This window comes from Microbacterium sp. Y-01 (genome assembly GCF_003856715.1).
GTDB lineage: Bacteria > Actinomycetota > Actinomycetes > Actinomycetales > Microbacteriaceae > Microbacterium > Microbacterium algeriense.
This window is the reverse complement of record NZ_CP024170.1, coordinates 2612472-2631872: the sequence shown is the minus strand read 5'-3', so window position 1 is coordinate 2631872 and position 19401 is coordinate 2612472. Positions and strand designations below refer to the sequence as shown.

At 69.1% G+C, this 19401-nt stretch carries 19 protein-coding genes; 11 read left to right on the top strand and 8 right to left on the bottom strand.

What is annotated here, in order from left to right; genetic code table 11:
* Positions 1–34: 34 nt before the first annotated feature.
* Positions 35–616 (top strand): aminoacyl-tRNA hydrolase, encoded by a 582-nt coding sequence (pth, locus tag CSX12_RS12540; protein WP_124896000.1) that lies wholly within the window; start codon positions 35–37, stop codon positions 614–616.
* 4 nt (positions 617–620) lie between these two features.
* Here pth and CSX12_RS12535 read toward each other — a convergent pair whose 3' ends face one another.
* Positions 621–1196 carry a hypothetical protein gene (locus CSX12_RS12535; protein WP_241160455.1) on the bottom strand — a complete coding sequence of 192 codons (576 nt, stop codon included), beginning with the start codon at positions 1194–1196 and terminating at the stop codon, positions 621–623.
* A gap of 13 nt (positions 1197–1209) precedes the next feature.
* Positions 1210–2214 (bottom strand): tryptophan--tRNA ligase, encoded by a 1005-nt coding sequence (trpS, locus tag CSX12_RS12530; protein ID WP_124895998.1) that lies wholly within the window; start codon positions 2212–2214, stop codon positions 1210–1212.
* 63 nt (positions 2215–2277) lie between these two features.
* Here trpS and CSX12_RS12525 point away from each other — a divergent pair, with 63 nt between their 5' ends.
* Positions 2278–2943, top strand: coding sequence for a DUF4166 domain-containing protein (locus CSX12_RS12525; protein ID WP_241160454.1), 666 nt, complete (start codon positions 2278–2280; stop codon positions 2941–2943).
* Here the strand turns inward: CSX12_RS12525 and CSX12_RS12520 are convergent.
* The 6 genes from CSX12_RS12520 to sdhC form a co-directional block, all read right to left on the bottom strand.
* Entirely contained in the window at positions 2937–3776 is an 840-nt protein-coding gene (locus CSX12_RS12520) for an exodeoxyribonuclease III (RefSeq protein ID WP_124895996.1), read from the bottom strand. The genes CSX12_RS12525 and CSX12_RS12520 overlap by 7 nt on opposite strands.
* Before the next feature lie 10 nt (positions 3777–3786).
* Positions 3787–4995 (bottom strand): YihY/virulence factor BrkB family protein, encoded by a 1209-nt coding sequence (locus tag CSX12_RS12515; RefSeq protein WP_124895995.1) that lies wholly within the window; start codon positions 4993–4995, stop codon positions 3787–3789.
* A 110-nt stretch (positions 4996–5105) separates the two neighbouring features.
* Complete coding sequence (locus CSX12_RS12510; protein WP_017202537.1) at positions 5106–5873, bottom strand: succinate dehydrogenase iron-sulfur subunit; 768 nt, start codon at positions 5871–5873, stop codon at positions 5106–5108.
* Between the two features lie 2 nt (positions 5874–5875).
* Complete coding sequence (sdhA, locus tag CSX12_RS12505) at positions 5876–7702, bottom strand: succinate dehydrogenase flavoprotein subunit (protein ID WP_017202536.1); 1827 nt, start codon at positions 7700–7702, stop codon at positions 5876–5878.
* A gap of 18 nt (positions 7703–7720) precedes the next feature.
* Positions 7721–8170: a succinate dehydrogenase hydrophobic membrane anchor subunit gene (locus CSX12_RS12500; protein WP_017202535.1), complete on the bottom strand. Its 450-nt coding sequence runs from the start codon at positions 8168–8170 to the stop codon at positions 7721–7723.
* On the bottom strand, positions 8170–8604 hold the full coding sequence (gene sdhC / locus CSX12_RS12495; protein ID WP_074731658.1) for a succinate dehydrogenase, cytochrome b556 subunit: 435 nt from the start codon (positions 8602–8604) through the stop codon (positions 8170–8172). The genes CSX12_RS12500 and sdhC overlap by 1 nt, the downstream gene beginning before the upstream one ends.
* Before the next feature lie 151 nt (positions 8605–8755).
* Between sdhC and CSX12_RS12490 the strand changes: the two genes are divergently transcribed.
* From CSX12_RS12490 to CSX12_RS12450, 9 genes are all read left to right on the top strand, one after another.
* Positions 8756–9871 (top strand): mannose-1-phosphate guanylyltransferase, encoded by a 1116-nt coding sequence (locus CSX12_RS12490; RefSeq protein ID WP_124895994.1) that lies wholly within the window; start codon positions 8756–8758, stop codon positions 9869–9871.
* A gap of 156 nt (positions 9872–10027) precedes the next feature.
* A complete protein-coding gene (locus CSX12_RS12485; RefSeq protein WP_017202532.1) occupies positions 10028–11140 on the top strand; it encodes a BMP family ABC transporter substrate-binding protein in 1113 nt (370 codons plus the stop codon).
* 107 nt (positions 11141–11247) lie between these two features.
* Positions 11248–12762, top strand: a complete 1515-nt coding sequence (locus CSX12_RS12480; RefSeq protein ID WP_124895993.1) for an ABC transporter ATP-binding protein — start codon at positions 11248–11250, stop codon at positions 12760–12762.
* Positions 12759–14078, top strand: coding sequence for an ABC transporter permease (locus CSX12_RS12475; RefSeq protein ID WP_124895992.1), 1320 nt, complete (start codon positions 12759–12761; stop codon positions 14076–14078). The genes CSX12_RS12480 and CSX12_RS12475 overlap by 4 nt, the downstream gene beginning before the upstream one ends.
* The gene (locus CSX12_RS12470; RefSeq protein ID WP_026049771.1) at positions 14078–15361 is read left to right on the top strand and encodes an ABC transporter permease; all 1284 of its coding nucleotides are present in this window, start codon (positions 14078–14080) and stop codon (positions 15359–15361) included. Before CSX12_RS12475 ends, CSX12_RS12470 begins: the two co-directional genes overlap by 1 nt.
* A 27-nt stretch (positions 15362–15388) precedes the next feature.
* Positions 15389–15808 (top strand): cytidine deaminase, encoded by a 420-nt coding sequence (locus CSX12_RS12465; RefSeq protein WP_017202528.1) that lies wholly within the window; start codon positions 15389–15391, stop codon positions 15806–15808.
* Complete coding sequence (locus CSX12_RS12460) at positions 15805–17100, top strand: thymidine phosphorylase (protein WP_124895991.1); 1296 nt, start codon at positions 15805–15807, stop codon at positions 17098–17100. Before CSX12_RS12465 ends, CSX12_RS12460 begins: the two co-directional genes overlap by 4 nt.
* A gap of 50 nt (positions 17101–17150) precedes the next feature.
* Positions 17151–18266 carry an adenosine deaminase gene (locus CSX12_RS12455; RefSeq protein WP_124895990.1) on the top strand — a complete coding sequence of 372 codons (1116 nt, stop codon included), beginning with the start codon at positions 17151–17153 and terminating at the stop codon, positions 18264–18266.
* A 2-nt stretch (positions 18267–18268) separates the two neighbouring features.
* Positions 18269–19378, top strand: a complete 1110-nt coding sequence (locus CSX12_RS12450; protein ID WP_124895989.1) for a polysaccharide deacetylase family protein — start codon at positions 18269–18271, stop codon at positions 19376–19378.
* Positions 19379–19401: the final 23 nt, after the last annotated feature.

Below are 19401 nucleotides of genomic sequence, written 5' to 3'. Positions count from 1 at the left end.
ACCCGGGGTCCGCCCCGCACTGAGAGGACGAGACATGCCGTCGACCTGGCTCGTGGTGGGACTGGGCAACCCCGGCCCTCGATACGAGGCGACCCGGCACAACGTCGGCCAGATGGTGCTCGACGAACTGGCCGCCCGTCGCCGCGAGTCGTTCCGCGAGCACAAGGCGGGAGCCCGCGTCGTCGAGACCTGGCTGCTGCCCTGCGCCGACAAGCTGGTGCTGGTCAAGCCGAACTCGTTCATGAACGTCTCCGGCACTCCCGTGGCCGCGCTGGCACGTTTCTACTCGGTACCCGCCGAGCAGGTCGTCGTCGTGCACGACGAGCTCGACATCCCGTTCGACACGCTGAAGCTGAAGACCGGGGGAGGCCACGGCGGACACAACGGCGTGCGCGATGTGGCGCGGGCGCTGGGGACGGCCGACTTCCCGCGGGTGCGCGTGGGCATCGGACGCCCTCCGGGTCGCCAGGATCCCGCGGACTGGGTGCTGGCTCCCTTCGGCAAGGACGAACGGCCGAACCTGCCGATCCTCGTCGCCGAAGCCGCCGACGCGGTCGAGCTCCTCGTCGGCGAGGGGCTCCTCGCGGCGCAGCAGAAGCACCACGCGCCGCGCTGACGCGTCAGGCGGTGAAGGCGGCGAAGCCGGCCGCGCTCCCGGTCGCGAACGCGATCACCAGCACGACGACGAACAGCAGAGCGGCGACAGCCGCGACCACGATGGCGGCGATGCCGGCCCCACGACCCTGTCGGCGGCGGATCGCGAGGATGCCGATCACGATCGCGGCGATGCCGAGCACCGTGCCCGTCCAGAACGACAGCTCCGTCCACAGCACCTGGTCCCGTGCGGGGGAGAGGGCGCTCAGGTCACCGCTTCCCGCGGAGAGGCCCTGCGGCACGAGTCGCCCGATCTCGAAGGCGTTGATCCCCGCGATGATCGGCGTGATGAGGGCTGCCACGAGAGCGAGGCTCAGCGCGAGCATCCCGAGGAAGCCCGACGGCCGTGCCGAGGTCTCCGGGACGCCGTAGGAGCCCGCCGGAGCCGTGTACCCGCCGACGGGCACCTGATAGGCGCCGGGAGGCGGTGCCGGCACGTTCGGCGCAGGAGCAGCCGGATACGCCGTCGGGGCCGGGAACACCGGGGGAGGTGGGGCGACGCCGGACGGGGGAGGCAGCTGCGGATCGGTCACGACCCCCATCCTAGGGCGGCGCTCAGACGCGACGGAGCAGACCCACCCGGTCGTACACGTCGGACAGGGTGGCGTCGGCGACGGCATCCGCGCGCGCCGCGTTGGCCGCGAGGATGCGGTCCAGCTCGGCCGGATCGTCGAGCAGTTCCAGGGCGCGCGAACGCACCGGACCGAACTCCTCCACGACGACCTCGGCGAGACCCTTCTTGAAGTCGCCGTAACCGCGGCCGGCGTACTCGTCCTCGATCGCCGCGACCTGCCGCCCGGTGAGGGCCGCGTAGATCGTGAGGAGGTTGGAGACGCCCGGCTTGTTCTCCCGGTCGAAGCGCACCGATCCCTCGTTGTCGGTCACCGCCCGCATGATCTTCTTCGCGGACTTCGTCGGCTCATCGAGCATCCACAGCACACCGGCATCGCTCTCCGCGGACTTCGACATCTTCGACGTCGGGTTCTGCAGGTCGTAGATCCGTGCGGTCTCCTTCTGGATGACCGGCATCGGGACCGTGAAGGTCTCCCCGAAGCGCGAGTTGAAGCGCTCGGCGAGATCGCGGGTGAGTTCCACGTGCTGCTTCTGGTCGTCGCCGACCGGGACGACATCCGTCTGGTAGAGCAGGATGTCCGCCGCCATCAGCACCGGGTAGGTGAACAGTCCGACGCTCGTGGCGTCGGCGCCGTAGCGAGCCGACTTGTCCTTGAACTGCGTCATCCGGCCGGCCTCGCCGAACCCGGTGATGGTGCTGAGGATCCAGGCCAGCTCGGCGTGCGCGCGGACGTGCGACTGCACGTAGAGTGTCGACAGCGAGGGCTCGATGCCCGCGGCGATGTACTGGGCAGCGGTGCGGCGGGTCTTCTCGCGCAGCTCCGCCGGATCCTGCGCGACCGTGAGGGCGTGCAGGTCGACCACCGAGAAGTACGCGTCGTACGAGGTCTGCAGGTCCCGCCACTGGAGCAGCGCACCGATGTAGTTGCCGATCTGGAGGGAGTCGGCTGAGGGCTGCATTCCGGAGTAAAGGCGAGGTTTCGTCACGGGATCAATCCTATGCGCCCGCGCCGGGAGGGCTCGCGCGCTCCGGTCCCCTACGCTGACGGCATGACGGACAGCACGGCCCCGATGCGGGGACAGGTCTTCCTCGACGCTCTGGGCGCCGAGGCCGAGCGTCTGCACCCGGAGATCCTCGCGCAGTATCGCGCTCCCGTCGCGGCCGGGCATGCCGAGGGGGTCTTCGCCGTCGCCGGGAGTCGCTTCGGCTCCTGGACGGCTCTCGCGCGTCCGATCGTGGGGCCGGGCCTGCTGGTGCCGACGCGGGGCTCAGACGTTCCGTTCGTGCTCCGCACCACCTCGGGACGGTCGACGACGGGACGCGCGACGCTCGACTCCACGCGCGAGTTCCTCTTCCCCGGTCACACGGTGAGGATCGTGGACCGACTCACGGTCAGCGTGCGACCGGGACTCGTCCGGAACCTCCTCGGAGCGCGCGGGCGCGTCGAACTGATCGAGGAGTGCAGCGTCACGGACGAGGGGTTCCTGCGGATGCGCACGGTCCGCGTCGCCCTGCGGCTGTTCGGACGCCGGTTCGCGCTGCGGGGTCTGCTCGGCGTGCGCGTGGACCTCGTGGACGGGTGGGATGCGGAGCACCGCCGACGCACGATCGACATGCGCGCGGTGAACCCGGTGCTCGGCACCGTGCTCGAGTACCGCGGGTGGTACCGGGAATCGGAGCCCGCGACCGCAGAGGGGCGTGAGCCGGGTCAGTAGCGGTAGTCGACCACGACCGGTGCGTGATCGCTCCACCGCTGGTCGTAGGCCGCGGCACGGGCGACGTGATACGTCTCAACCCGCTCGGCGAGAGCGGGCGTCGCGAGGTGGTAGTCGATGCGCCAGCCGGAGTCGTTGTCGAACGCCTTCCCGCGCATGGACCACCACGTGTACGGCCCGTCGACCTCGCCGTGGAAGCGGCGTCCCACGTCCACCCAGCCCAGACCGGGGCCGACCGATCCGTCGACGCCGGTGACCGTGGCCCCCGCCTCGCCGAGGAAGCGATCGAAATAAGCGCGCTCGCGCGGGAGGAACCCGGCCTTCGTGCGGTTGCCCCGCCAGTTCTTGATGTCGAGCTCGCGGTGTCCCACGTTGAGGTCGCCGGTGACGAGGGCGAGCGCCCCCTCGGTGTTCAGGCTCGCCAGCCGTGCTTCGAACGCGTCGAGGAACTTCCACTTCTCGTCCTGCTTCGGCGTGTCGGCCTCGCCGGAGTGCACGTAGGCGCTCACGACGGTGAGCGGACGGTCGCCGATGAGGAAGTCGGCCTCGATCCACCGCCCCTTGGAGTCGAAGTCCTCCGGGCCGAAGTCGGCACGGGCGGCGAGTGCGGGCGTGCGGCTCGCGATCGCGACACCCGCTCGGCCCTTCGCCGTGGCCTCGTCGTGGACGAAGGTCCAGCCGGGGAGCGCGGCCTCGATGTGCTCGTCCTGCCCGCGGACCTCCTGCAGGGTGAGGATGTCGATGTCGGCGGCATCCAGCCAGGAGCTCATCCCGTTGCGGGCCGCCGCCCTGATCCCGTTGACATTGACCGTGGCGATACGCAGGTGAGGCATGCTCACAAGCCTAACGAGCGCCACCGACATCCCGAGCCGAGCGGTGGTTGAGCTCCGCGAGGAGACGCTCGGCCAGGGGTGCGGGTTCGATCGGCGGGGGAGCGGAGGCCTCAAGATCGGCCAGCTCGTCCTCCGCCGCGCGCACGGCCCTGGCCGCCGCCCATGCGCGGTACCACGGGGCGCGTTCACGGGCGGCGTGCGCGTCCCGCACCCGGATGCGCGCGGCCGTCACCAGGGCGCGGTGCTCGGCCACCCGTCGCTCCGCCTCCGTCTGCGCGAGCAGCGGCAGATCCCGGTCCTGTGCGGCGACGGCGATCCACGACGCGGCGACGAGCATCACCACGCCGTTGACCCGGAACCACAGCAGCAGTCCGATGAAGATCGCGAACGTCGCCAGCAGCGGGTTGGAGGGCGTGTAGCTGAGCAGGAAGCCGGCACCGTACTGCAGGACCGTCATGGCGCCGCCGCCGAGCAGCGCGCCCGGCCAGATCGTGCCCCAGTGCAGCGACGTGCCGGTGAGGAAGCGGACCATCGACGCCAGCGCCGAGGACATCAGGGCGAACGAGACGAGCACGGTGCCGATCCGGATGCTGACGTTCACGCTGTCGGAACCGGAGTCCCAGCCGAGCTGGGTGAGGATCCAGCTCAGCACCGTGGCGCTCGCCGACGTGAGGACGGAGCCGACCACGAGGGCGATCCCGAAGATCAGGGCGGCGAGCAGATCACGCGCCTTCAGGAGCACGTAGCTGCGCCGGTCGGGGGGAAGGCCGAAGATGTCCCGCACCGCGCGGCGGGAGAAAGTCACCCACCCGATGGCGGTCCAGATCACGGTGCCGAGGGCGATCAGACCCGTGATGCTGAGCACGCCGGTGGTGTTGGAGGCGATCTCCTGCACCTGTTCCGGGGTGACCACGCCGCCCTCCGGCAGGATCAGGTTGGGGATGTAGCTGTTGATGATCGCGATCAGCCCGTTGACGGCATCCTCGCTGCCTCCAAGCCAGAGTCCGGCGATGGCGAACGCGAGGTAGATGGCCGCGAAGATGGCGAAGAGCGCCTGGTAGCTCACGCCGGCGGCGAGGAGGAAGCCGTTGTGCTGCAGGAAGTGCCGCCAGACCCGGACGGGGAACAGGCCGAGGGTGCGCCGGGTGAGGGCGGTGGCGCGCTCGACCGCGGCATCGAGGCGGCGGGCCTCGCTCGCAGCGCCATCGGGATCGGACACCACCCCACCCTATCCAAGGGTCCGCGGCGCGCGAGAGCAGGCGTTAACGCGAGAACAGGCGGTTCCGCAGGGGAACCGCCTGTTCTTGCGTGATTGCCTGATACGGCGCGTCAGGGACGGCCGCGGAGGACCGCCTGCTTGACCTCGGCGATGGCCTTGGTGACCTCGATGCCGCGGGGGCACGCCTCGGAGCAGTTGAAGGTCGTGCGGCAGCGCCACACGCCCTCCTTGTCGTTGAGGATGTCCAGACGCACGGCGGCGTTGTCGTCGCGCGAGTCGAAGATGAAGCGGTGCGCGTTGACGATCGCGGCCGGGCCGAAGTACTGCCCGTCGGTCCAGAACACCGGGCACGACGAGGTGCACGCGGCGCAGAGGATGCACTTGGTGGTGTCGTCGAAGATCTCGCGGTCGGCGATGGACTGCGTGCGCTCCTTGCCCTTCTCCGGCACGGAGTTCGCGACGAGGAACGGCTGCACCTCGCGGTAGGACGCGAAGAACGGCTCCATGTCGACGACGAGGTCCTTCTCCAGCGGCAGGCCCTTGATGGCCTCGACGTAGATCGGCTTCGAGATGTCGAGGTCCTTGATCAGCGTCTTGCACGCCAGGCGGTTGCGGCCGTTGATGCGCATGGCGTCGGAGCCGCAGATGCCGTGGGCGCAGGAGCGCCGGAAGGTGAGCGAGCCGTCGACCTCCCACTTGATCTTGTGCAGGGCGTCGAGCACGCGGTCGGTGGAGTAGAGCTCCACGTCGTAGTCGACCCAGTGCGGCTCGGCGTCGACCTCGGGGTCGAACCGACGGATGTTGAAGGTGACGATGAAGGACTGGATCCCGGTCTCTTCCGTGGTGTCAGCCGGGGCCTCGGCGAGGGCGTTGGACATGCTCAGTACTTCCTCTCCATCGGCGGGTAGTTGAACTCGCCCTTGTCGTTCTTGGTGAAGACGACGGGCTTCCAGTCGAGCTTGATGTGGTCGCTCGGGTCGGAGGAGTGCGGGTCGCCCGTGAGGTACGCCATGGTGTGCTTCATGTAGTTCTCGTCGTCGCGCTTCGGGAAGTCATCGCGCATGTGGCCGCCCCGGCTCTCCTCGCGGTTCTGCGCGGCGTAGACGACGACCTCGGCGATGTCGAGCAGGAAGCCCAGCTCGACGGCCTCGAGCAGGTCGGTGTTGAACCGGTGGCCCTTGTCGTCGACGTGCACGTTCTTGTAGCGCTCGCGGAGCTCGGCGATCACGCCGAGGACGTGCTGGAGGGACTCGTGCGTGCGGAACACCTGCGCGCCTTTGTCCATCTCGTCCTGCAGCGTCTTGCGCAGCACGGCGATGCGCTCGGTGCCCTGGTTGTTGCGCAGGCCCTCGAGCATGTCGGAGACGAACGCGGCCGGGTTCTCCGGCAGCGGGACGAACTCGGCCGTCTTGACGTACTCCACCGCGTTGCGACCCGACCGCTTGCCGAACACGTTGATGTCGAGCAGCGAGTTCGTGCCGAGGCGGTTGGCGCCGTGCACCGAGACGCAGGCGCACTCGCCGGCGGCGTAGAGACCGGGGACGACGGTGTCGTTGTCCGCGAGCACCTCGCCGTTGTTGTTCGTGGGGATGCCGCCCATGGCGTAGTGCGCGGTCGGCATCACGGGGACGGGCTCGACGACCGGGTCGACGCCCAGGTACGTGCGGGCGAACTCGGTGATGTCGGGGAGCTTGGTCTCGAGGACCTCGGCGCCCAGGTGCGTGCAGTCCAGCAGCACGTAGTCCTTATGGGGACCGGCGCCGCGGCCCTCAGCGACCTCCTGGACCATGCAGCGCGCGACGATGTCACGCGGGGCGAGGTCCTTGATCGTGGGGGCGTAGCGCTCCATGAACCGCTCACCGGAGGCGTTGCGGAGGATCGCGCCCTCACCGCGCGCACCCTCGGTGAGGAGGATGCCGAGGCCGGCGAGACCGGTCGGATGGAACTGGAAGAACTCCAGGTCCTCGAGGGGGAGGCCCTTGCGCCACACGATGCCGACGCCGTCGCCCGTGAGGGTGTGCGCGTTCGAGGTGGTCTTGAAGATCTTGCCGAAGCCGCCGGTCGCGAAGATCACGGCCTTGGACTGGAAGACGTGCAGCTCACCCGTGGCGAGGTCGTAGGCCACGACGCCGGCGACCTGGGTCTTGCCCGCCTCGTCCTTCACGGTGAGCAGGTCGAGCACGTAGAACTCGTTGAAGAAGTTGATGCCGAGCTTGACGCAGTTCTGGAACAGCGTCTGCAGGATCATGTGGCCGGTGCGGTCGGCCGCGTAGCACGCGCGGCGCACCGGGGTCTTGCCGTGCTCGGCCGTGTGCCCGCCGAAACGGCGCTGGTCGATCTTGCCCTCGGGGGTGCGGTTGAAGGGGAGACCCATGTTCTCGAGGTCGATGACCGCGTCGATGGCCTCCTTCGCGAGGATCTCGGCCGCGTCCTGGTCGACGAGGTAGTCGCCGCCCTTGACGGTGTCGAAGGTGTGCCACTCCCAGGAGTCCTCCTCGACGTTCGCGAGGGCCGCCGCCATGCCGCCCTGCGCCGCACCGGTGTGCGAGCGCGTGGGGTACAGCTTGGAGATCACGGCCGTCTTCGCGCCGGGACCTGCTTCGATGGCGGCACGCATGCCCGCTCCACCCGCCCCCACGATCACGATGTCGAACTGGTGGTAGTGCACGCCGTCACGGACGACGGAATCCTGCGTCTCGGTAGTCACTTCTTCTTAGCCTTCTTCTCAGTTCCCGACCAGCGCGGCGCATTCGGACCACAGGACGCTGTCCTCGGTCACACCCAGGCACGGGTCGAACGTGAAGACCACGAGCGTGCCGAGGATGATGAGCAGGCCGGCGGCCAGCCCGAGCGCCCAGACGAGCGCCTTGCGCGCCGTGCGGTGGGTCACGTAGTCGTTCACGATCGTGCGCATGCCGTTGGCGCCGTGGATCAGCGCGAGCCACAGCATCAGCACGTCCCACCACTGCCAGAACGGCGTGGCGAACTTGCCGGCGATGAACGCGAAGTCCAGGGCGTGGATGCCCTCGCCGACCATGAGGTTGACGAAGAGGTGGCCGAAGATCAGCACGACGAGCACGACGCCCGAGACGCGCATGAAGATCCAGCCCCACTTCTCGAGGTTCACTCCGCGGCGGCGGCGGACCGGGGCGACGGCGACGGTCTGAGCAGACATCAGTGTCCTCCTCCGAATCCGGCGAACGCGAGCATCAGGTGGCGGGGCACGAAGCCGGCCATGATGATGCCCCACACCAGCAGGACGCCCCAGAACAGCTGACGCTGGTACTTGGCGCCCTTCGACCAGAAGTCGACGGCGATGATGCGCAGACCGTTCATGGCGTGGAAGACGATGCCGGCCACGAGCACGACCTCGCCGAGCGCCATGACCGGGTTCTTGTATGTGCCGATCACGGCGTTGTACGCCTCCGGCGACACCCTGATCAGCGCCGTGTCGAGCACGTGCACCAACAGGAAGAAGAAGATGGCGACTCCGGTGATGCGGTGAAGCACCCACGACCACATGCCTTCGCGACCCCGATAGAGGGTGCCGCGGGGGGTCTTGGACGTGGTTTCCGAAATCGACGGTGTCAAGCGGGCGCTTGTGGACACGGTCGTCCTCCCTGGATCGATGTGAATCGGTCGCATGCGCTCAGGCACGCCCGATCGGTGACCATCCTATTCCTGTCAGATAGCCGGGAGCGACGAAGGGGAGCCTAAGTGTCTCGATATCGAGATGTCTCCTCCGGCTACCCTGGGCAGCATGAGCCAACCCATCCCGGACTTCTACGCCGTGATCCCCGCCGGCGGCATCGGCAGCCGGCTGTGGCCGCTCTCACGGGCGGATGCGCCGAAGTTCCTGCACGACCTGACCGGCTCGGGGCACTCGCTGCTGCGCGACACCTGGGACCGCCTCGTGCCGCTGGCCGGCGCCGATCGGATCGCGGTCGTCACCGGACGCGCCCACCGCGCGGCCGTGGAGGCGGAGCTGCCGGGGATCGCCGACCTCAACGTCTTCCTCGAGTCCGAGCCGCGCGAGTCCGCCGCCGCGATCGGGCTCGCGGCAGCGATCCTGCACCGCCGCGATCCGGACGTGATCATCGGCTCGTTCAGCGCGGATCACGTGATCCGCAGCACCCGGGTGTTCGAATTCGCGGTGCGCGACGCGGTGGAGGTGGCCCGCGAGGGGTACATCTGCACGATCGGCATCACGCCGACCGAGCCCGCCGTCGGCTTCGGCTACATCAAGATGGGCCCCGAGCTCGTGGTGGACGGCGCCCGCGAGGCCGCGCTCGTCGCGAGCTTCGTCGAGAAGCCCGACCTCGAGACCGCCAAGGAGTACCTCGCCGACCGCGGCTACCTCTGGAACGCGGGCATGTTCATCGCCAAGGCCGGCGTGCTCCTGGAGGAGATCGCCGCGAACGAGCCGGAACTGCACGCCGGGCTGCTCGAGCTGGCCGAGGCGTGGGACGACCGCGACCGGCGCGGACCGGCGGTGGATCGGATCTGGCCGCGGCTGAAGAAGATCGCCATCGACTACGCGGTCGCCGAGCCCGCCGCCCGGCGGGGGAAGCTCGCGGTCGTGCCCGGCCACTTCGACTGGGACGACGTGGGCGACTTCGCCTCGCTGACCAAGCTCATCAACAACGGCAGGAAGAACGATCTGGCCGTCCTCGGGCCGCACGCCAGGGTGCTCACCGACGGCGCCAGCGGGATCCTCGTGAGTCAGACCACGCGCGTCATCAGCCTCGTCGGCGTGCAGGACATCGTCGTCGTCGACACCCCCGACGCGCTCCTGGTCACCACGGTCCAGCATGCGCAGCGGGTCAAGGGCGTGGTCGAGTCGCTCAAGCTCACCGGACGCGGCGACGTGCTCTGACGCGCAGGTGAGCGCGCGACGCTGCTCACGTGTGGGCTTGATTTCAGCTTTGTAACCATTCGTCGGCAGTCCAGGGCGCGACGTGCACAAACGTCGAAACACTAGGTAACTTTGATCGATCCGCGATGGCCGCGGTTTCGTTGAGGGAGGCATCAGTTGACCATCTCCACCACCAAGAAGCTGCTCGGCGCGACGGTCGCCGCCGGTGTCGTCTTCGCTCTCGCCGGCTGCGGCCAGGCACCGACGGACAAGCCTGCCGGCTCGGGCGAGCCGGTCGACTCCGACTTCCTCCCGTGCCTCGTCTCCGACGCCGGCGGATGGAACGACAAGTCGTTCAACCAGTCCGCCAAGGAGGGCATGGACAGTGCCGCCGATGAGCTGGGCATCAAGCCCCTCGAGTTCGAGTCGGCCAACGACAACGACTACGCGCCCAACCTGGAGACCGCCGTCTCCGAGGGCTGCTCGCTGATCGTCTCGGTCGGCTTCAAGCTGTCGGCCGCCACAGTCGAGTCCGCGCTCGCGAACCCCGAGATCGACTACGCGATCATCGACGACTGGGCCGACAACGACTTCGACGGCAACGTCGACGCTCCGAACATCAAGCCGCTGGTCTTCGACACGGCTCAGGCCGCGTACCTCGGCGGCTACGCCGCCGCCGCGTGGTCCGCGCAGAGCGGTGTCAACAAGGTCGGTACCTTCGGCGGCATGCAGATCCCGTCCGTCGCCGTGTTCATGGACGGCTACCAGCTCGGCGTCGAGAAGTACAACGAGGACAAGTCGGCCTCGGTGCAGGTCTTCGGCTGGGACGAGGCGACCCAGAAGGGCTCCTTCACCGGTGGCTTCGACGCGAACGACACCGCGAAGCAGACCGCGCAGGGCGTGCTCGACCAGGGCGTCGACGTCATCCTCCCGGTCGGCGGTCCCGTCTACCAGAGCGCGGCTGCGGCGATCGCCGACAGCGGCAAGGACACGCTGATGCTCGGCGTCGACAGCGACCTCGCCGTCGCCGACCCCAGCGTCGCCGACATCACGCTGGTCTCGATCATGAAGGCGATCGACGTCGCCGTGAAGGATGCGACCGTCGCCGCCGCCAAGGGCGAGTTCGACCCGGAGCCCTACGTGGGCACGCTCGAGAACGAGGGCGTCAAGCTCTCCGGCTTCGGCGACTTCGAGTCGCAGCTGCCCGAGGGTCTCATGGACGAGCTCAAGACGCTGCAGGAGCAGATCGTCTCGGGTGACATCAAGGTGGAGTCCCCGAACTCCCCGTAAGTCGTTTCCAGTCCAGCACGGGGCGAGTGGTGAGCAGGCTGCCACTCGCCCCGTGCCGTGGACGGACGACGATTCTCCTCGATGACTCTTCTGGATAAGGTGCAGATATGAAGCTCGAACTTCGCGGCATCACCAAACGATTCGGCACCCTCGTTGCCAACGACCACATCGATCTGGTGGTCGAACCCGGTGAGATCCACGCGCTGCTCGGCGAGAACGGCGCGGGCAAATCCACCCTCATGAACGTCCTCTACGGCCTCTACCAGGCCGATGAGGGAGAGATCCTCCTCGACGACGAGGTGCAGCGCTTCCGCGGTCCCGGTGACGCGATGGCTGCGGGGATCGGCATGGTCCACCAGCACTTCATGCTCGTCCCGGTGTTCACCGTGGCGGAGAACGTGATGCTCGGACATGAGCAGACCAAGGCCCTCGGCCGGCTCGACATCGCGAAGGCGCGAGAGCACGTGCGGGCGGTCGCCGCCCGGTTCGGCTTCGACATCGACCCTGACGCCCTGGTCGGCGACCTGCCGGTGGGCGTGCAGCAGCGCGTCGAGATCATCAAGGCGCTCTCGCGCGATGCCAAGGTGCTCGTGTTCGACGAGCCGACGGCGGTGCTGACACCGCAGGAGACCGACGAGCTGATGGCCATCATGCGCCAGCTGCGCGACGAGGGCACGGCCATCGTGTTCATCACGCACAAGCTGCGCGAGGTCCGCGAGGTGGCGGACAAGATCACCATCGTGCGTCTCGGCCGCGTGGTCGGCGAGGCGTCGCCCACCGCGAGCAACGGCGAACTGGCGTCGCTCATGGTCGGCCGCGCCGTCGAGCTGACGGTGCACAAGGACCCGCCGCGCCTGGGCGACGGCGGTTTCGAGGTCACGGGGCTGCGCGTCCTCACGCCCACCGGCGCGATCGTCGTCGACGGGGTCGACTTCGCCGTGCGGCCGGGGGAGGTGCTCGCGATCGCGGGTGTCCAGGGGAACGGGCAGACCGAACTGGTCGAGGCCATCGTCGGCCTCGCCGCCCGTGTCGAGGGCAGCATCCGACTCGACGGCACCGAGCTGGTCGGCAAGAGCGTGCGTGCCATCCTCGACGCCGGAGTCGGCTTCGTCCCGGAGGACCGCACGGAGGACGGCCTGGTCGCCGGCTTCTCGGTCGCCGAGAACCTGATCCTCGACCGCTCGGACGACCCCGCGTTCAGCCGCGCCGGCACGCTGCGGCGTGCGGCGCTGGACGAGTTCGCCCGCGCCCGCATCGCGGAGTACGACATCCGCACCCAGGGCCCTGAGACTCCGGCCGGCACGCTGTCCGGCGGAAATCAGCAGAAGGTCGTGATCGCTCGCGAGATGAGCCGCGATCTGCGCCTGCTCGTCGCCGCGCAGCCCACCAGAGGCGTGGACGTGGGCTCGATCGAGTTCATCCACAAGCGGATCATCGAGACGCGCGACGCGGGGGTTCCCGTGATCGTCGTCTCCACGGAGCTCGACGAGGTCGCGGCTCTCGCCGACCGGATCGCGGTCATGTATCGCGGAACGATCGTCGGCATCGTCCCCGGCGACACGCCCCGGGAGACGCTCGGACTCATGATGGCCGGAGCGGCCGAAGGTGAGGTGGCCGCGTGAGCGGAGCGACGCCCGGCGCGGGTGATGTGACCAAGGGGATTCCGCCGCAGGAGCTCGCCACGAGCACCGGCACGGTACCCCGCGACCCCGCCGATGTGCCTCCGCCCCCGCGCGGCAACGTCATCCTCAAGGAGATCCTCCGCGGCAGCGCCGTGACCACGATCCTCGCGATCGTCCTCGCGCTCGTCGTCGGCGGCATCCTGATCGCGTTGACGAATGAAGACGTGCAGGCGGCATCGGTCTACTTCTTCGCCCAGCCCGGTGACACGTTCGTCGCCGCCTGGAACGCCGTCTACAACGGCTACGAGGCGCTGTTCCGCGGCGCGATCTTCAACGCCCGCGGTGCCGACTTCGCCGCGCAGATCCGTCCGCTCACGAACACGCTCGGCTTCGCGGCCCCGCTCATCGCGGCCGGCCTCGGCGTCGCGCTGGCGTTCCGCGTCGGCCTGTTCAACATCGGTGCGCGCGGCCAGATGCTCATCGGTGTGGCCGTCGCCGCTCTGCTGACGTTCTCGCTCGACCTGCCGATCTGGCTGCACATCCCCGTCACGCTCATCGCCGGCATCGCCGGTGGCGCGCTCTGGGGCGCGATCGCGGGACTCATCAAGGCGCGCACCGGTGCGCACGAGGTGATCCTGACGATCATGCTCAACTACATCGCCTACTACCTGCTGCTCTGGATGATCCGCACCCCGGGCCTGCTGCAGAAGCCGGGCACGAACCAGGCCCTGGGCTCCGCGACGCCGGAGAGCGCCCAGTTCCCGACGCTGCTCGGACCGCAGTTCCCGCTGCTCGACCTCGGCTTCGTGATCGTGATCGTGGCGACGCTGTTCGTCTGGTGGCTCATCGAGCGCTCGGCGCTCGGCATGCGCATGCGGGCCGTCGGGGAGAACCCGCACGCCGCCAGAGCAGCCGGCATCAGCGTGCAGCGCGTCTACGTCTACGCGATGCTGTTCGCCGGAGGCCTCGCCGGTCTGGCCGGGATGAACCAGATCCAGGGTGCGGTCACCACGGGTGTCACCGAGACCATCGACGCCGGCATCGGCTTCGACGCGATCACCGTCGCCCTGCTCGGACGCAGCCGCGCCTGGGGCACTTTCGCCGCGGGCATCCTGTTCGGCGCCCTCAAGGCGGGCTCCTTCTCGATGCAGGCGCAGGACATCCCGGTCGACATCGTGCTGGTCGTGCAGTCGCTCGTGGTGCTGTTCATCGCCGCGCCGCCGCTGCTGCGGTCGGTGTTCTTCCTCCCGAAGACCGATGCGGAGAAGGCCGCCAAGGCGAGAGCCAAGGCCGCGAAGAAGGCGGTGACGGCATGATGTCGCTCGTGCAGACCCAGGCTGCGGACGGCACGGTGCAGCTCGCGACCGTGAAGGAGCGCCACCTCAAGGCGCCGATCGTCCTCGCCGGAGCCACCGTGCTCCTGGCGCTGCTGTTCCTGCTCGTGCCGCGCGACGGCATCAGCAGCTTCCGCCTGTCCGACCAGTCGTCCGCGCTCTCGCTGCCGGACGTCGCCCTCCCCACGGTCGCGACCTTCTGGGTCGTGCTCGCGATCCTCGTCGTCCTGACGGTCGGTGCGTTCCTGCGGGCCTGGACTTACCGCACGCCGTCGCTGTGGCTGGTCATCGCCTACGGCGTGCTCGCCGTGTTCGCGTTCCTCGTGTGGGCGTCCGCCGGTGGCCTCGTCCCCGTCACGAGCCTGCTGTTCGGCGCGGTCTCGCTGTCCGTCCCGCTCGTGTTCGGAGCGCTCGGCGGCGTCATCGGCGAGCGCGCCGGTGTCGTGAACGTCGCGATCGAGGGACAGCTGCTGCTCGGGGCGTTCTCGGCCGCCCTGCTCTCCAGCATCACCGGGAACCCCTTCGTCGGACTCTTCGGCGCGATGATCGGCGGCGTGCTGGTGGCCAGCGTGCTGGCGGCGTTCGCGATCAAGTACCTCGTCGAGCAGGTCATCGTCGGCGTCGTGCTCAACGTCCTCGTCACGGGCCTGACCGGCTTCCTCTACGGTGCGCTGCTGGCGCCCAACGAGGAGACCCTGAACAACCCGGTGCGCTTCCCGCGCGTCGAGATCCCCGTCCTGAGCGACATCCCGATCATCGGCCCCGTGCTGTTCAACCAGACCTTCATCGGGTATCTGATGTTCATCACGGTCGCCGTGGTCGCGTGGGGTCTGTACCGCACCCGCTGGGGTCTGCGCCTGCGCGCGGTCGGAGAGCACCCGCAGGCGGCGGACACGGTCGGCATCAAGGTCAACCCGACCCGGTTCTGGAACGTGCTCCTCGCCGGTGCGATCGCGGGCCTCGGCGGCGCGTACTTCACCCTCGTCTCGGTCCCGCAGTTCGGCAAGGACATGACGGCCGGACTCGGCTTCATCGCCCTCGCAGCCGTCATCTTCGGACGCTGGGACCCGATCAGGGCGACCCTCGCGGCCCTGCTGTTCGGCTTCGCCACGAACCTGCAGAACCTGCTGTCGATCCTGAAGACGCCGATCCCCGGCGAGTTCATGCTGATGCTCCCGTACGTGGTGACGCTGCTCGCGGTCGCCGGCTTCGCGGGTCAGATCAAAGCACCGGCCGCCGACGGCAAGCCCTACATCAAGTCCTAGGACAGGCAGGAAGAGAGAAGCACCGCAATGACGGACATCGACTGGGACGAGCTGCGCCAGGTCGCCACGGATGCCATGACCAAGGCGTACGCGCCGTACTCGCGCTACCGCGTGGGCGCGGCGGCGCTCGTCACCGACGGCAGGATCGTCGCGGGGTGCAATGTCGAGAACGCCTCCTACGGCGTGACGCTCTGCGCCGAGTGCGCCCTGGTCGGCGATCTGCACATGTCGGGAGGCGGCAAGCTCGTGGCGTTCGTCTGCGTCAACAACGACGGCGAGACGATCATGCCGTGCGGCCGCTGTCGGCAGCTGCTCTCCGAGCACGCGATGCCGGAGATGCTGCTGGAGACGGTGTCCGGCATCCGCACGATCGACGAGGTGCTGCCCGACGCGTTCGGGCCGCGCGCCCTTCGACAGGCCCAGGGGCCGGAGGGAGAAGGACGATGACCGTGGAGCAGTTCGACGCGATCGACGTGATCCGCGCCAAGCGGGACGGCGGGGCGGTGCCGGAGCCGGCGCTGCGGTGGATGGTCGACGCCTACACGCGCGGCTACGTCTCCGACGCGCAGATGGCCTCGTTCGCCATGGCGATCTTCCAGCGGGGCATGGAGCGCGACGAGATCCGAGTGCTGACCGACGCGATGATCGCCTCGGGGGAGCGCATGAGCTTCGCGAGCCTCGGCAAGAAGACCGTCGACAAGCACTCCACCGGTGGTGTCGGCGACAAGATCACGCTGCCGCTCGCGCCGCTGGTCGCCTCCTTTGGCGTGGCCGTCCCGCAGCTGAGCGGGCGCGGCCTCGGCCACACGGGCGGCACGCTCGACAAGCTCGAGTCGATCCCCGGCTGGCGCGCGGCGCTCAGCAACGAGGAGATGTTCTCGCAGATGCAGAGCGACGTCGGCGCGGTCATCTGCGCCGCCGGTTCCGGGCTGGCCCCCGCAGACAAGAAGCTCTACGCGCTGCGTGACGTCACGGGAACCGTGGAGGCGATCCCGCTGATCGCCTCCAGCATCATGTCGAAGAAGATCGCCGAGGGCACCGACGCGCTCGTGCTCGACGTCAAGTTCGGCTCCGGCGCCTTCATGCAGGACATCGACCGCGCACGCGAGCTGGCCCGCACGATGGTCGCCCTCGGCACCGACTCCGGCGTCGCGACCACCGCGCTGCTGACCGACATGAACGTGCCGCTCGGCCTCGCGATCGGCAACGCCAACGAGGTGCGCGAGTCCGTGGAGATCCTCGCCGGCGGAGGTCCCGCGGATGTGCGGGAGCTGACGCTCGCCCTCGCCCGCGAGATGCTCGCGCTGGCCGGTCAGCCCGACGCCGACGTCGAGGCCGCCCTCGACGACGGTCGGGCGATGGACACCTGGAAGGCCATGATCCGCGCGCAGGACGGCGACCCCGACGCCCCGCTGCCGACCGCGCGGGAAACGCACCAGGTGCTCGCCCCGGCGGACGGCGTCGTGACGAGGACGGATGCGCTGCCGTTCGGTATCGCCGCCTGGCGCCTCGGCGCCGGTCGGGCGCGCGCCGAGGACCCGGTGGTCTTCGAGGCGGGCATCGATCTGCACGCCAAGCCGGGCGACCGCGTGGTCGCCGGTCAGCCGCTGTTCACGCTGTCGGCCGCGGACGAGGCGCGTTTCCCGCGTGCGCTCGACGCGCTCGAGGGCTCGTGGGAGATCGGCGATGCGGCGCAGATCCAGCGGCAGCCGATCGTGCGCGAGCGCATCACGGCGTGAGCCGCGACCGCTAGCCTGAACTGAGCACATCCGCGACCGAGAGGATCACCATGTCGATCGATGCGAACGGCGACGTCACGCTGCAGGGGGTCTCTCTCCGGAGCCTGCCCAAGGTGTCGCTGCACGACCACCTCGACGGCGCGCTGCGGCCCGCCACGATCATCGAGCTCGCGGATGTGATCGGCCTCGACATCCCGGAATCCGACCCGCGCGCGCTCGGGCGGTGGTTCGCGAAGCAGAGCGACTCCGGTTCGCTGGTCGAGTACCTGAAGACCTTCGATCTGACCACCGCCGTGATGCAGACGAAGGAGGGGCTCACGCGGGTCGCGCGCGAGTTCGTGCAGGATCTGGCCGCCGACGGCGTGATCTACGGTGAGGTGCGCTGGGCGCCGGAGCAGCACCTGGCCCGCGGCCTCACGCTGGAGCAGACGGTGGAGGCCGTGCAGCAGGGCATCGAGGAGGGCGAGGACGCCGCCGACCGCGACGGTCGCAGCATCCGCGTCGGCCAGCTGATCACGGCGATGCGGCACACCGACCGCGCGCTGGAGATCGCCGAGCTCGCCGTCGACTTCCGCGGACGCGGTGCCGTCGGCTTCGACATCGCCGGTCCCGAGGACGGCTTCCCGCCCTCGAACCACCGCGCCGCCTTCGACTACCTCGCCGAGAACTTCTTCCCCGTCACCGTGCACGCGGGAGAGGCGGCGGGGCCCGCCTCGATCCGCTCCGCACTCCTCGACGGTCGTGCTCTGCGTCTCGGCCACGGCGTGCGCATCGCCGAGGACCTCCAGGTCATCACGCAGGAGGGCGATGAGGTGCAGGTGCAGTTCGGCGATCTCGCGCGCTGGGTGCGCGACCGGGAGATCCCGCTGGAGCTCTCGCCGTCGTCGAACCTGCAGACCGGCGCCATCGCCGCGTGGGGCAACACCATGGTCGACCACCCCTTCGACCTGCTGTACCAGCTGGGCTTCGCGGTCACCGTGAACGTCGACAACCGCACCATGAGCGCGACGTCGCTGACGCGCGAGCTGGCGCTGCTGGTCGAGGCCTTCGAGTACGACCTGGACGATCTCGAGACCTTCCAGTTCAATGCCGCGGCCGCCGCCTTCCTCCCCGTCGAAGAGCGCGAGGAGCTGGTCGAGATGATCGCTGAGGGATTCGACGCCTGATCGTGGCTTCCGGGGGGAAGAGGCGGCGCACACGCACCGCAGCCGTCATCGGCACCGTCGTCGGCCTCGTGGTCGTCGGGGGAGGCGTCGCCGCCTTCGCATGGGCGAACCGCACGCCGGAGGACACGGTCGCGAAGGCGCAGACCACGCCGCTCCCACATCCGCTGACGCCGGCGCAGCAGCTCGTGGCCGACGCGGATGATCCTCGCGCCTGCGCGGTGACCTTCCACGGCGAGGGCGCTCCTGCCGAGCCGGTGCTCCAGTTCCAGGAAGGCCTGTACCAGGGGCTGCCGATCCCGCAGCTCGACGGTCGGGTGTTCGCCGGCTGGTACGCCAGCGCCGACGACGCCGCCGCCTTCGCGGTCGAGGCTCGGGTGAACGGCGCCGATCCGGTCGTGTGTGCGCAGCAGCAGGTCGACCTGTTCGCAGCATGGAAGACACCACAGGAGAACGCGGCCGAGGACGTACGCGTCCCCATCCTGATGTACCACCAGTTCACCGCGGATCCCGACGGCGAGAAGGGGTGGCTGCGCGGCAACTACGCCTACATCGGCGACTTCGATGCGCACATGGACCACATCGCGACGACCGGCTTCTATCTGCCGACCTGGGACGAGCTCAGCGCCTTCATCGACGGGCGGCTCTCGCTCCCCGCCCGCAGCGTGATCATCACCGATGACGACGCCGATCAGTCCTGGTTCGACCTCGCGGTCCCGGTCGTCGACAAGTACCGGCTGCTCAGCACCTCCTTCATGATCACCGCCTATCGGCAGGATCCGGCGCCGTCGGTCTACGTCCAGCGCCGCTCGCACACCCACGACATGCACCAGGCCGGGGAGAACGGCAGAGGACGGATGGTCAACTGGACCGCCGACCAGATCGCCGCCGATCTCGTCAGGTCCGGGGATGTCCTCGGCGTCCGGGAGGTGGTGGCCTATCCGTTCGGGCACTACGACGACACCACGAAGCAGGGCGTCGCGCAGGCCGGCTACGAGCTCGGGCGGACGATCGAGCCCGGCTTCGTGCAGATCGGGACGGACCGGTACGCGCTGCCCGTCGTCCGCATCGACTACGGGATGGGCTTGGACGCCCTGGTGTCGCGCATCGGCTGACCCCCGGCGGCACGGCAGGATGG